The organism is Moorena sp. SIOASIH (assembly GCF_010671925.1).
Classification (GTDB): domain Bacteria; phylum Cyanobacteriota; class Cyanobacteriia; order Cyanobacteriales; family Coleofasciculaceae; genus Moorena.
In genome coordinates, this window is the sequence record NZ_JAAHIH010000001.1 from 1,019,682 (window position 1) to 1,033,792 (window position 14,111).

Below are 14,111 nucleotides of genomic sequence, written 5' to 3' on the forward strand. Positions count from 1 at the left end.
TGGACTAGATTTATGATTTATTCGTTTATGGTTGATGATTTGCCCACCCTACCCTACGGAATGCGATCGCGCTTGGAGAGAGGGTTAGTAGTGCGATCGCACTCTTGTAGTAGTGCGATCGCTGATCTGGTAGGGTGGGCAAATGGACATGATTGATGTACTACGGCCAATAGCTGATAGCCAATGGCTGATAGCTGATAGCTGATAGCTGATAGCTGATAGCTGATAGCTGATAGCTGTTCGCGTAGCGTGCGCGTAGCGCATATGCTTACGTTCTATGTTTAAATTTAAAGCAATCTTGTTGGAGCATAAGCAATGTCCTACAGGGAATTTAAATCCATTGCTGAAGTGTGTAATCGGTTTGAGTTAAACATTGATGAGTCGCAAAATTTGTTTACGGATATTGCTCCCGTGGAAGTTAGCGAACTTTTACAACAAATCTTAAAACGAAATATTCCTCTCGCCAATGCCATCAATACAGAAAAAGCCCGGTCTGAACTCTTAATCGCTCCAACATTATTAGAAATCCGGGAAATTTTTCATAATGAAGTTGGTTTTTTTTCTGGGTCAGAATTCAATATTGATTCAGAGTTAGGATTAAACGGTTATTGTGACTTTATTTTGACCGCTTCACGAGAAATTTATGAAATTCACCGACCTGTTGTTACCTTAGTTGAAGCCAAGAATGAAAATATTAAAGGAGGTTTGGCGCAGTGTATTGCCGAAATGGTAGCAGCCCAACGCTTTAACGAGAGAGAAAATGTCACTTTACCGATTTTTGGAGCTGTGACAACTGGTCTAATCTGGCAGTTTCTTCGCTTACAGGGCGTGCTGGTCTGGATAGATCTGCAAGAATACTATATTAGAGACACTGCCAAACTTTTGGGCATTTTGTCTCATCCCTTTCAAGACTATTTCCGCGTCCGCAATGATAATTAGGTAATTGTATATAGCCTTTCTTATACCCATGAGGTACAAATCTCTGGGTTTTAGGGAGCAGGGAGCAGGGAGCAGGGAACAGGGAACAGGGAACAGGGAACAGAGTGCGATCGCTTTTGTAGGGTGGGCAAATCGACATGATTCTTTATCAAATTGTCAAACTATCATTATTTGCCCACCCTACAGTGCTTTCAACTCAGGTCGGGTGGGCAAATCGACATGATTCGTGATCAATTGGTATTACTTTCATTATTTGCCCACCCTACGCCTTCAACCTTCAACTAACCAACCTTCAACCTTCAACTAACCAACCTTCAACCTTCAACATCCCAACCTTCAACCTTCAACATCCCAACCTTCAACCTTCAACATCCCAACCTTCAACCTTCAACATCCCAACCTTCAACCTTCAACATCATAACCTTCAACCTAAAAAAAAATAGCCGCAGAAATACTATCCACGGCTAGGAATTTACCTTATGTCATTCAGTTTTCTAACCTATCCAGACGTGATCCTATGGGATTGGCCGAAGGTCACGCTACGGGATTGGAGCGGATGGTTTGGCCGGGGGGAAAACCCCCCAGCAATTTAACGTGTTAACGGAGCCTGAAGTACTTGGTCATAATTGTTATGAATTCTCCGGGAACATCCGTCGGCTGCAGAGGACTCCACTCGGATATTTGGGCGTAACCCAGTGCATACAGGGCATGCATGGTATTAGTTACTGCCTTGCGGGAGCCCCTCAAAATGTGCTGAACACGGATTTTTTTTGAGGAAGAATCATCGGGATTGTTGTCTGGATTGGTTGGAAATTATGAAGACATAAGGTTCACCTTTTGCTTTTTCTTTATAAATATAATCATAATGATTAGAAAATAATTTGTCAAGGGTTTTTATAAATTTTTTTTTGAGGTAGAATGTAAATAAATGCGATGGATAGCTATCAGCTATAGCAAAGGGAACAGGGAGTAGGGAGTAGGGAGTAGGGAGTAGGGAACAAAGTTCTCTAAATTCCTACAGGGATTGCTATATCAGCTATCAGCATTCAGCTATCAGCTAATGCGCGTAGTCCATAGGCTGATAGCTGTTCGCGCAGCGTGCGCGTAGCGCATATGCTTACGGAAACGTGCCTCAACCCAAGCTACGTTTATAATTGCGATCGCATTTTATAAAAATTCAACACGATCAATCATATCTTCAGGAGTATAAACCTCATACATTAACACCAAAGTTTCAATAATTTGACCAAGAGAACGCTTAGTTTGATGACAATAAGCAATGCCTGAATGATTAGGATTTGTAACTGCTAGTTTAATAAAATCATTATCATGAGTTACTAATACTCTCCCTTCTCGACTTGCAAAAGCTAATTGAGAATCATCACTTTTAGTTCTCAACTGTACCTCAACCGTAGTTGTTACATCAATTCCACGATGGCGTAATTTCCGGGCAATTACCGATTTAATATGCTCATCCAAATGATAACGAATCCTTTTACTCACCCTTTAAATTCCTAAGTTTTTCCTGTAACAAAGAAGGGTGATTTTTAGCAAATTCCTGAGCAAATGCTTCCCCTTCTGCCTTACGAATTTCCAGTTCTTCTCGATGATCGTAATAATAGGTCATTGCCGCATGAACCGAAGCTAGTGATAAATTATAATCTTTAGCAATATCTTCAATTGATTCTTCCAGGTTTAGATAGCAATTGACAATATCAATAACAGCTATCCTTGTTCCCGTAATGCAAGGTTTACCGAAGCGAATTTCGGGATTAATACTAATATGTTCTGTACTGACTTGTGTCATAATCATTTTTTGATTAGATATCCTTTTAATTCAATTATAACGGTTTTCAATTGGGTGTTGTACAAAGTGCGATCGCTCTTGTAGGGTGGGCAAATGGACATGATTCTTGATCAAATTGTCAAACTATCATTATTTGCCCACCCTACCACTAATAGGGTACGCCCTACGCAACAGTGGACAAGTGCGATCGCTTTTGTAGGGTGGGCAAATGGACATGATTCTTGATCAAATTGTCAAACTATCATTATTTGCCCACCCTACCACTAATAGTGCGATCGCTTTTGTAGGGTGGGCAAATGGACATGATTCTTGATCAAATTGTCAAACTATCATTATTTGCCCACCCTACTACTAATAGCGTACTTCGCGGCAGTTGTCGGGAACAGGGAACAGGGAACAGGGAACAGTGGACAAGTGCGATCGCTTTTGTAGGGTGGGCAAATGGACTAGATTTATGATCAAATTGTCAAACTATCATTATTTGCCCACCGGACCACTAATAGTGCGATCGCTTTTGTAGGGTGGGCAAATGGACTAGATTTATGATCAAATTGTCAAACTATCATTATTTGCCCACCGGACCACTAATAGTGCGATCGCTTTTGTAGGGTGGGCAAATGGACTAGATTTATGATCAAATTGTCAAACTATCATTATTTGCCCACCGGACCACTAATAGTGCGATCGCTTTTGTAGGGTGGGCAAATGGACTAGATTTATGATCAAATTGTCAAACTATCATTATTTGCCCACCGGACCACTAATAGGGTACGCCCTACGCAACAGTGCGATCGCTTTTGTAGCTTTTGTAGGGTGGGCAAATGGACTAGATTTATGATCAAATTGTCAAACTATCATTATTTGCCCACCCTACCCCTTTATGGTGATATTCCCTGCGTTACTGTATATCGACCTGATCCGAAAAAGTGGATTAATGGTAAAATAAGGAGATAGTGATGAAAACCCCGAAAAAATGTCCTAATTGTCAAGGATAATTGACCACCAAACAAGTTAAAAAACTCCTCAAAGGTGGGGTAAATACAGCCATTGTTCAAGTAGAAGCCGAAGTCTGTTTACATTGTGGTTAACGATTATATAACCCCAATGTAGTTAGACAATTTGCCCAGATTCGAACCAAACTTAAAAATCAAGAAACCAAAGACTTTGAATTAATCGGACAATCGTTTAGCGTCCGAGCGCCGCTCTTGTAGGGTGGGCAAATTAGCCATGATTTCTAATCAAACCGACAACCCCTTGAATTTTGCCCACCCTACCATTGAAAAATCCTAACTCAGTTTTGCCATTAGCCCTTGTAGGGTGGGCAAATTAGCCATGATTTCTAATCAAACCGACAACCCCTTGAATTTTGCCCACCCTACCATTGAAAAATCCTAACTCAGTTTTGCCATTAGCCCTTGTAGGGTGGGCAAATTAGCCATGATTTCTAATCAAACCGACAACCCCTTGAATTTTGCCCACCCTACCATTGAAAAATCCTAACTCAGTTTTGCCATTAGCCCTTGTAGGGTGGGCAAATTAGCCATGATTTCTAATCAAACCGACAACCCCTTGAATTTTGCCCACCCTACCATTGAAAAATCCTAACTCAGTTTTGCCATTAGGCAAAACTGAGATGCACCCACCCCCTTTGGCCGACTGCCTCCCCTGTGCCCTTGCTGCATCGCTTATTCAATGTTCGGTTTAGCTTGTCCATAGCCCATAAGCACCTCAAGTAGCGTGAGCCTAGGGCGTGTTTTCAAAGTTTTCCGCAAGATTTAGATCCCCCCCAGCCCCCCGCGCGGAAGGGGGGAGCCATACTCAAAGTCCCCCTTTTTTAAGGGGGATTTAGGGGGATCTCCGAGTTTGAAGACACGCCCTAGCCCATTAGCTGACAGCTGATCGCTGACGGCTGATAACTAAATGCTTACACTAAATTTAATTTTCGTTCCTTATATGAATATTTATTACTTTTTTTGAGATTGGCTTGTTAATAAAGTTTACATCCGCCATCTTGATCAATGATGTAGAATTTAGTTATGAATACAAACAAGAAAATTATACATCAAATTTTTCGGGATGGCGTTAGTCAGCGCGGACGCTTGCTAAGGGAACTCGAACCAGATTATGTTTCCGTAGATGAGCGCGATGTTTCTGATTTTCTCACCTTCGTACAAGAGTATGCCACAAAACTAAACTATTACGATGAGTCCAATCGGATAAATGGGGATTGGTCAAGTTTCTTTGGGGGAGATGTTGAGCAAATGGTTGCTTACATTAATAACCCGGAAAGTTTCGCAGACGAGCCATCGACACAAAGGCAATTAGCTCAACCTCATCTAGTTTTGTTGTTCACGTTTTTACAATTATTACGTTATCCTCAGCAACAGTTCAAGGCACTGACCCAAAGATATCTCGATTTTTACTATAAAGAGGTACTGCAGTTAAGGACAAAAGAGGAAGTTCCAGACAAGATTCATGTAATTTTTGAGCTGGCGCAAGGAGAAGAAGCCCATCTTATTAACAAGGGTACTTTGCTCAGTGCTGGACAAGATAGTGAAGGGGTTAATATTAACTATGCCACCGATGAAGATATAGTTGTTAATCAAGCTCAAGTAGCCAGCATCAAAACGTTATTTATAGACAAAAAATCTATTGGTTTAGAAGAAATTCATAATCAAGATAATAAGAGCGATCAAAGTTTTGAAAATATGCTGCGATGGGCGGTTGGCAGCCCCAACCAAGGAGACCAACTTCCTAAGATAAATGTTCAAGTTGATGGTCAAACTGTTGATGTTGATGTTGATATTAATTATCTCAAAGGAACTATTTATCAAGCGACTCAAGATAATCAACAAACAGATAATAACATAACCTCTTATATTACTTATATTACAGAACAATTATTTTTCCTCAACACAGACGATTTTAACTATTGCTTTGATATCCATGATAGGCAAATAAATAAAGCCCAAGCAGATAAAGAAGAACCTACAGAATTAGAATGGAACGAAGTTTATAAAATAATAGAAAAAGCCTACAGAAAAAAAATTACCATGGGGAGGCGTATAGCCTTAAAGGGAGAGCAAGAACAGTATGGTTTCGAGAGCATGATGAAATTGGCTCTTGGCAATCCTAATCCTGGTGATGATTTGCCGGAAATGCCTAATGGTTATACAACTCTCCAAGAGATATTTGATCATCTTACCCAAGAGCGAGTTATTAGATATGTCAAAGAAGAACTGTATCTGAGTGTGGCAGATTTCCGGAAGATTATGGAAATCCAAGCTACTACAGAAAATCCTAATTGGGAAGAAGTCTATCGCCTCGTTGAGAAAGCCCAAACCAAGAAAAGAAACTTTACTTACCCTCCTATTGGGAGAACGGAAATTAAGAATATCCATGCCAGTTCACTAGTTGACGCGGAAGAGGGACAAGCAACTATATCGCAACGTTTTAATACTTTTGGCAACATTACTCAAACCTCACAAAATTCCATCGGTTTTGCCGTTACTTCTCCCGTCTTGTTGTTGCAAGAAGGTACACGTAAGATTACCCTTACCTTCGCCTCTGAAGGAAACACTTTGAATCGGGATACTTTCCAAGAAATACTAAGTAGCGACCCTTTTGAGATTTACTTGAGTAGTGAAGCCCAATGGATACAACCTCAAGCTTTTGAAGCTAAAGTTGGCGATTTTATTGTAGAAGAACCACTAGTCTCTTATAGCATTGAAGAACTATCTCCCAGTCCTGCAGATGCTGACAATGGTAATTTTACCAGTGTTTCTTTGACTGCTGAAAAGAAAACATTTTCGGAAAGTCAGGTGGGGCAACTTCTGGTTTGGAATGATGGTTACATATTCCAGATTACAGGATTAGTTAGCAATAAAGAAGCTAATATACAGCAAATTGGTATCGGTAATTTCCCTCAAGAGGCTGTTAGTACTGACCAGATTAACCTCTATCGTAATTCTGCTATTTACCTCAACAGTTTACAGTTTCAGTTAACCCTCGATCCCACCCTACCTGCTATCTTGCCACCCCAACCAGATGAATCAACTTTTTTCCTGGACAGTCCCTATCCAGTGGTAAAAATTCTGTTGAAAGAAATATCATCAGCAGAAAATACCCAGGAAAAACTATATTACGATCAATTTAAATCGGTACGCTTAGAAAAAGTTAATATACAAGTCAAGGCTGAGAATATTCAAGATGTCCAACTGCGGAATGATAACTCAGTACTAAATCCCAAAATTACTTTTCAACCCTTTGGGAATAATCCTAAAGTAGGTTCGGGGTTTTACTTCGCTAATCGAGAAATTAGCACCAAAAAATTAGATAGTATTACCATTAATATCGAGTGGATGGGACTTCCTCAAGACTTTGCCACCCATTATGAGGTATACAAGAGCACCGATGTAATTACGGAGGAAATTACTAATGACAGCTTTAAAGCCAGTTTGAAACTTTTTAATAACCGAAGCGGTGTGAAGATTGAAAACTCCAAATCCATCTTTAACCAAAATCCAATTCACCTCAATTATCAAATTCCAGGCTATTCTCTCGACACTTCTTCCTATGAAACTGATACAGACGATCCTTTTGAACAAAGAAGGTATTTTCAACTGGAATTAGAAAGCCCAGATTTTGCATTTGCCCATGATTTATATCCAGTAGTATCAACTAAGGTGGCTTTGTCAACGGATAATGATATCAAATCCCTGCCAGTTTATCTCCCTTACACCCCGCAAGTTAAAGCCATCTCCCTCGACTATACCGCCTCAGAGGAGATTGACCTAAAAAACCCTCCAAATCCACCTCACTCTAGTCAAATCTTCCAACTTCATCCCTTTGGCTATGCCAATATCCAAACTCTCAATCAAGACAACCAATATTATCTCTTACCGAACTATCAAGAACAAGGCACTTTATACATTGGTATCCGTAATCTGCAACCACCCCAAAACATTTCCATCCTCTTCCAAATGATACCGGGGAGTGGCAATGGGGAACTAACTCCACCACAGATTCACTGGAGTTACTTGAGTGGTAATGCTTGGCAGGAATTTAAAGATACAGAGATGCTTTCCGATAGTACCAATGGGTTAGTCGATTCGGGTATTATCCGCTTGAGTATCCCGGAGGGAGCCACCAGTCAGCATAACCTATTACCCAGTGGTTTACATTGGTTACGAGCCAGCGTTACGGAAAATGCTGCTGCCATTCCTGATACTCTGGACATCAAAACCCAAGCTGTCAGGGCGACCTTTGTGAATCAGGGGAATGCAGCCGACCATTTAAGTAAACCCCTCGCAGCTAATTCCATTCAAGGATTTGTAACACGAGATCCCGCCATCAACACAGTACAACAGCCCTATAGTTCCTTTGGCGGTAAACCAAAAGAAGACAATCGCGCCTTCACCATCCGGGTGAGTGAAAGACTGCGCCATAAACAGAGGGCTATAACCGCCTGGGATTACGAACGTCTAGTATTGGAACATTTCCCCCAAATCTATAAGGTGAAATGTATCACCTCTGCTGCTGGCAACCACAATCCTGGTGATGCCAAGGTAACCGTGGTGGTAATTCCCGGCGTGGCGAATACTGCGCCTTTCTTTCCCCTCGAACCCAAAGCACCTTCCTACTTACTAAAGGAAATCCAGGTATACCTGCAAAACTATACCTCACCATTTGTGCAAATCGTGGTGAAAAATCCCCGCTACAAACCCATTCAATACAAAGTGGGTATCCGTTTTCGCGCTGGATCTGACCAGGGGAACTATCTCAAACAACTCAATGAAGATATTAAACGCTTTTTGTCCCCGTGGGCCTATGAAGAACAAGCAGACATTACCTTTGGTAGTTCAATCCATAATTCCTCAGTGATCCATTTTATTGAGAAAAGACCCTATGTAGATTATGTTGGCTATCTCAAATTAATTGAGCAAGTCGGCATTAAAGCTGGATCTGGCGGCAAGTCAGATATCTATTATCGGGTGATTCCGTCTAATCTCGCCCAGGTGCAACACCCGGATTCAATTTTGGTTTCTGCCCCTCAACATATTATCTACCTAATGGGCACAGAAAGTTCTTATGATGAAGATGATTTTGAGGGAATTGGTTATATGAGAATTTTTAATGATGATTTTGTTGTTAGTTAAAAGGAGTAAATATCATGGTTCAAAAGAAGAGAAGTCAACTAAAACAATTATTCGAGACAGGTAAAAAGCCTTCTCAACAGGATTTTGCCGACTTTATTGATTCCACCCTCAATATTAAAGATGATGGCATAGAAAACCCGGCTGGGGCAGATACTCCCCTCAAGATTACCGCCCCCCTCAAGATTACCGCCCAAGGTACGGATGATAAACTATTGGATTTTTATGCGGGTGATACGAAGACTTGGAGTATTAATCAAAAGCGTGATGGAAACAAGGTAGGTTTAAATATATCTCATTCTGCTTCTGGTGAAGTTAGCAAGAGCAAGCTTTTTATTGACAGCAGTAACGGGAATGTGGGACTGAGTATCGATCAGCCGACGGCGAAACTCCATATTCAGCAGACGTGTAATGAAGATGCTTTGCACATTTATGATGAGTTAAAGGATACGATTTTTCTGATTGATAAAGATGGCAAGGTGGGGATTGGGACGACCTGTCCAGATGCCAAGCTGGAAATTAAAGGAAATGAACCTGTCCTGAAGATTTGGGGGCAAAGTGAACAAGATAATCCAACCATTCAATTGGGAGAATCGACCGCAGCAAACGGGGGTTTTGACCTTAAGTACATTGGCAGTTCAGAAAAAAAATTATATATAGAAAGCTATAGCAACTGCGTTTCAAAAGGAAAACATTTAACCATTGTAAGTGAATCAGGCAATGTGGGGATTGGGACGACCTGTCCAGATGCAAAACTAGAAGTTAAAGGAAATTTAAAGCTAGAGTACGGAGTAGCGGTGAATGCATTTTCTTGTGATGGTACTCTCGAAGGTTGTAGCGATATGGCCATACCAACGGAAAAAGCAATTAAAACCTATGCCGATACTAAAGCACTTCTCCATGGTTGTGTGAGTGAGGATTTTTCAGCAAAAAATCTAACTGTAAATGGAGTAATTAAACCAAGTGCGGGTAATAAAAAAAACAACGGTATTTTCTTTACTAAAGAACCGGATTATGGTAGTAAAGATGCTGCCTGGATCAGGTATTACCGTTGTGGAAATTCAGGAGAAAATACGACACTGGAGATAGGAACATCTAATGATTGTGACGATCATATTGCCTTAATGCCTCGAAAGGGCAATGTGGGGATTGGGACGACAAATCCAAGGGCTAAACTCTCTATAAATGGCGGTTTGCACGTTGGTGGTGATTCCGATCCAGGGGATAAAAACCTACGGGTAGATGGCTGTACAACCACAAATGAATTATCTGTCTCAGGAAGTCTTAGCTTTGATACACCGACAATACAGATAATTAACATGTGTTATAATAATTACGGGATAGGGATACAGCATGGCACTCAATATTTCCGCACTGACAATAATTTTGCTTGGTACAAAGGTGGTACTCATGATAACAATGAACTGAACCCTGGTACTGACGGAATAGTACAGATGGTTATCAAAGATTGCCATGTGGGGATTGGGACGATAGATCCAGGGGCAAAACTAGAAGTGAAGGGCAATCTCAAGCTACTAAAGGGAGTAGCGGTGAATGAATTTTCTTGTGATGGTAGTCTCGAAGATAATAGCGATTGTGCAATACCAACGGAGAAAGCAATTAAAACCTATGCCGATACTAAAGCGCTTCTCCATGGTTCTGTGAATCAGGATTTTTCAGCAAAAAACCTAACTGTAAATGGAGCGATACAACTAAGTTGTGGTGATGCTGCCTGGATCAGATATTACGGTCGAGGAGGTGAACGAGAAGCAAAGACACTGGAGATTGGAACATCTAATCATTGTCACGATCATATTGTTTTAATGCCTGGAAAAGGCAATGTGGGGATTGGGACAAGCAATCCAACTCACAAGTTTCATGTCCTAGCATCAGATGCAGTAGGCTTATTTCAATCTTGCACTAACCTAGCCTTCTTAGAACTTTCCACCAACGAAGGATTGAATAATCGGGTAGAAATTGCCAATAAACCTGGTGGGCGATTGAGCTTTTCTACAGCAGAAGCGTGTGATGTATTCAACGTCACCAAAGATGGTAATGTGGGGATTGGGACGACAAATCCAGGGGCAAAACTAGAAGTGAAGGGCAATCTCAAGCTACAACAGGGAGTAGCGGTGAATGAATTTTCTTGTGATTGTACTCTCGAAGGTAATAGCGATTGTGCAATACCAACGGAGAAAGCAATTAAAACCTATGTAGACACAAAAACACGTTTTTCTGGTTCTCAGAGTCAGGAGCTTTCAGTAAAAAACCTAACTGTAACTGGAGCGATACAACTAAGTTGTGGTGATGCTGCCTGGATCAGATATTACCGTCGAGGATGCGAACCAGAGGCAAAGACACTGGAGATTGGAACATCTAATCATTGTCACGATCATATTGCCTTAATGCCTGGAAAGGGCAATGTGGGGATTGGTACGGATAGTCCAGAGGCAAAGCTGGATGTGTCAGGACAAATTAAAGGTGGCGGGGTTTTGGCTGGAATATGGGCAGCCCAACCAGATACTGATGTTTCTATCACATCCACGGGGTGGGAATATGTTTCCGATACATCAGTTACTTTCACCCTAGATAGAAAAGCAATAATTTTTTGTACCTATTCCATTAATGTCCAACCAGAGGGGAATTGTAAAGGTCGTAATCTCGTTGCAACAAGGCTAGTCGTGGACGGTAATGGCTGTCCCCAATCTGGTTCGCACTTTCAAGCCCATAGCTCTAATCATCCTAATGTGAATTTGAATGGCAATGTCGTCTTGCCGCTTGGGACAGGTGAGCATACCGTTAAGCTCCAGTCGAAGAAAGTTGGCGACAATGTGGCAAGGTGGACTAGCAACCCATCATGCCTAGATGGCTTCGGTGGCGGAAGAACACTTGTGGTCATGGCATTTTACTTACCAATAATAGGTGTTTAGTGCGATCGCCGATCTTGTAGGGTGCGTTACGCTACCGCTAACGCACCATCTCCAAATTTCAACCGAACCTGAATCTAAAAGTTAAAGGAACATCAAACAACAACTGTAGCGTAACGCACCATCTCCAAATTTCAACCGAACCTGAATCTAAAAGCCAAAGGAACATGAAACAACAACTGGAGAAACGTCTAGCCGAACTCAAAACAGTTGGTAGGCACTGCCCACCCTACATGAACCAAGTGATATCGCTCATGCTATAATCAAAACACCTAATAGTAAACGAGGAAAATTGTAATGAAAAATAAAGTCATAGATGTGACAGATCTAAGTCCGAAACAGATTGCTATGCTTGAAGAAATTATTGCTGCTTTGAAGGCGGTTTCTCAACAGAATAGTTTTTCACAAGATATAAGTAAAAAAGAATACAAAGAGAAAGAAGACTTGAAGCAACTTCATCAAGAGTTTGATTGGTTGGTTGCTGACCTTGGTGTAAAAGAACCACTTACTAGAAGTAATGTCTATGGCATCGAATAATAAAATAAAACGGTATTTAGACACTAACATTCTGGTATATTCAATTGATTTAAGTAAGGATAATAGGCAAAAACATCGGGCAGCTTTAGAAATTTTAAGACCTAGTCAAAGAGAAGTTATCTGTCTGTCTTCTCAGGTAATTGCCGAGTTTTATGCTGTTGTTACCAGTTCCAAATCTGTAGCCAATCCTCTGACTACTCAAGAGACAATAATGCGGATTGAAAGATTTATGCAAATGCCCAATATAGAACTTCTCTCCATGTCAGATAATATCTTTAAGGAATGGTTTGAATTGCTCAAAATAAACCCTGTAAAGGGGGCTAGAGTATTTGATTTAATGCACCTGGCAATTATGATATCCCATGGAGTAACCAGTATTTATACGTTTAATGAAGATGATTTTAATTGGCATCCTGAAATTGAGGTGATTGTGCCAAGTTATTAAATAATGTTCGTAAAACCTTACTCCCCATCCAAGGAGCAATTCCAAAAGAGCCATCTTTAATCAGAGTAGAGCAATGATTACCTTAGCTAAATGGTCAATTGAAGACTATCATCACATGATTGCAGCAGGTATCCTCAGTGACCGTCATGTGGAATTACTAGAAGGGCAAATTATTGAAATGTCACCAGAGGGACCATTGCATCGGAAAATCAACGATTCTATCGCAGACTATTTACGGGAAAAGCTCCGGGGACGCGCTAAAATCTACGAAGCACATCCGGTTTCCCTTCCTGATTCAGAACCTGAACCAGATATTGCTGTTGTTAAATTGCCAGTTTCATTGTATGACAATCGTCACCCTTCTGCCGAAGAAATTTACTTATTGATAGAAATATCTGACACTACCTTGGAAAAAGACTTAGAACAGAAGCGAATTGCCTATGCTCGTGCTGGTATATTAGAATACTGGGTTGTAGATTTAAAAGCTCAACAACTAATCGTGTTTCAGCAACCATCAGGGGATAGTTATCAAATCAAACAAACCAAAGCCTATGGAACTTTATATCCAGTTGCTTTTCCCCATATTGAAGTGTCAGTGGAAAAGTTATTATCAAAAACTATCTGAAATATAGCAATTCTCATAGCTATGAGATATACAATTTATGGATTGTAGGGAACAGGGAACAGGGAACAGGGAACAGGGAAGACAGAAGAGGGAATAGGGAAGAGGGATGCGCTGCACCAAAACAGGGAATCAACGTCAAATAAGACTGTACCTCATAACTGCGAGAAACGCTATAATATACTATAGCGGTTTTAATAGTAACGAAGTACAGAGGATTTTTTCCCACTTCCGACTTCCCTCTTCTTTCTTCCCTACTCCCTACTCCCTACTCCCTACTCCCTAAAACCCAATAATTTGCACCTCACCCAATTTAAAACTGCTGTATTGTAACCCATCCTCGTCAACAAGGAACATGAAAGAACAACTAGAAAAACGCCTAACCCAACTCAAAGCAGAATTTGAATCAGGACAAAAAGTCCTCGCAGATTTAGAAGCCAAACAAGCAAATGTCCGTGAAACCTTACTCCGCATCCAAGGAGCAATTCAGGTATTAGAAGAAGAGCTAACTAAACAGAATAGTGCTGCATCTGAACCAGAAACGGTGGAGGTTTTAGAAACGGAAGCAATTGAGAATTAAGAGAAATCTTGTGGAAGTAAACAAGCATAAACTATCTTTCCCCAATCACCATGACTGAAAACCTTACCATCTCCAACGCCCCCCCAGAAAATCCTGGCA

At 40.9% G+C, this 14,111-nt stretch carries 12 protein-coding genes; 9 read left to right on the top strand and 3 right to left on the bottom strand.

The window, feature by feature from the left end; translation table 11 throughout:
• Positions 1–12: 12 nt before the first annotated feature.
• Positions 13–156 carry a hypothetical protein gene (locus F6J90_RS04540; RefSeq protein ID WP_293091287.1) on the top strand — a complete coding sequence of 48 codons (144 nt, stop codon included), beginning with the start codon at positions 13–15 and terminating at the stop codon, positions 154–156.
• Positions 157–315: 159 nt separating this feature from the next.
• Complete coding sequence (locus F6J90_RS04545) at positions 316–939, top strand: hypothetical protein (protein WP_293091288.1); 624 nt, start codon at positions 316–318, stop codon at positions 937–939.
• Positions 940–2,106: 1,167 nt separating this feature from the next.
• Here F6J90_RS04545 and F6J90_RS04550 read toward each other — a convergent pair.
• A complete protein-coding gene (locus tag F6J90_RS04550; protein WP_293091289.1) occupies positions 2,107–2,442 on the bottom strand; it encodes a DUF5615 family PIN-like protein in 336 nt (111 codons plus the stop codon).
• Positions 2,435–2,746, bottom strand: coding sequence for a DUF433 domain-containing protein (locus F6J90_RS04555; protein ID WP_293091290.1), 312 nt, complete (start codon positions 2,744–2,746; stop codon positions 2,435–2,437). Before F6J90_RS04555 ends, F6J90_RS04550 begins: the two co-directional genes overlap by 8 nt.
• Before the next feature lie 2,036 nt (positions 2,747–4,782).
• Here F6J90_RS04555 and F6J90_RS04560 point away from each other — a divergent pair.
• The 5 genes from F6J90_RS04560 to F6J90_RS04580 all read left to right on the top strand — a co-directional run bounded on the left by F6J90_RS04560 (position 4,783) and on the right by F6J90_RS04580 (position 13,435).
• Complete coding sequence (locus F6J90_RS04560; protein ID WP_293091291.1) at positions 4,783–8,904, top strand: baseplate J/gp47 family protein; 4,122 nt, start codon at positions 4,783–4,785, stop codon at positions 8,902–8,904.
• Between the two features lie 14 nt (positions 8,905–8,918).
• Positions 8,919–11,831: a hypothetical protein gene (locus F6J90_RS04565; protein WP_293091292.1), complete on the top strand. Its 2,913-nt coding sequence runs from the start codon at positions 8,919–8,921 to the stop codon at positions 11,829–11,831.
• 294 nt (positions 11,832–12,125) lie between these two features.
• Positions 12,126–12,365, top strand: coding sequence for a hypothetical protein (locus F6J90_RS04570; RefSeq protein WP_293091293.1), 240 nt, complete (start codon positions 12,126–12,128; stop codon positions 12,363–12,365).
• Positions 12,352–12,810, top strand: a complete 459-nt coding sequence (locus tag F6J90_RS04575; protein ID WP_293091294.1) for a PIN domain-containing protein — start codon at positions 12,352–12,354, stop codon at positions 12,808–12,810. Before F6J90_RS04570 ends, F6J90_RS04575 begins: the two co-directional genes overlap by 14 nt.
• A gap of 73 nt (positions 12,811–12,883) precedes the next feature.
• A complete protein-coding gene (locus F6J90_RS04580; RefSeq protein ID WP_293091295.1) occupies positions 12,884–13,435 on the top strand; it encodes a Uma2 family endonuclease in 552 nt (183 codons plus the stop codon).
• Here F6J90_RS04580 and F6J90_RS04585 read toward each other — a convergent pair.
• Positions 13,421–13,552 (bottom strand): hypothetical protein, encoded by a 132-nt coding sequence (locus F6J90_RS04585; RefSeq protein ID WP_293091296.1) that lies wholly within the window; start codon positions 13,550–13,552, stop codon positions 13,421–13,423. The two genes, F6J90_RS04580 and F6J90_RS04585, sit on opposite strands and share 15 nt — an antisense overlap.
• On the opposite strand from F6J90_RS04585, the gene F6J90_RS04590 reads away from it, so the two are divergent.
• Positions 13,542–13,718 carry a hypothetical protein gene (locus tag F6J90_RS04590; protein WP_293091297.1) on the top strand — a complete coding sequence of 59 codons (177 nt, stop codon included), beginning with the start codon at positions 13,542–13,544 and terminating at the stop codon, positions 13,716–13,718. The genes F6J90_RS04585 and F6J90_RS04590 overlap by 11 nt on opposite strands.
• Positions 13,719–13,787: 69 nt before the next feature.
• A complete protein-coding gene (locus F6J90_RS04595) occupies positions 13,788–14,012 on the top strand; it encodes a hypothetical protein (protein ID WP_293091298.1) in 225 nt (74 codons plus the stop codon).
• The last annotated feature ends 99 nt before the right edge of the window (positions 14,013–14,111 follow it).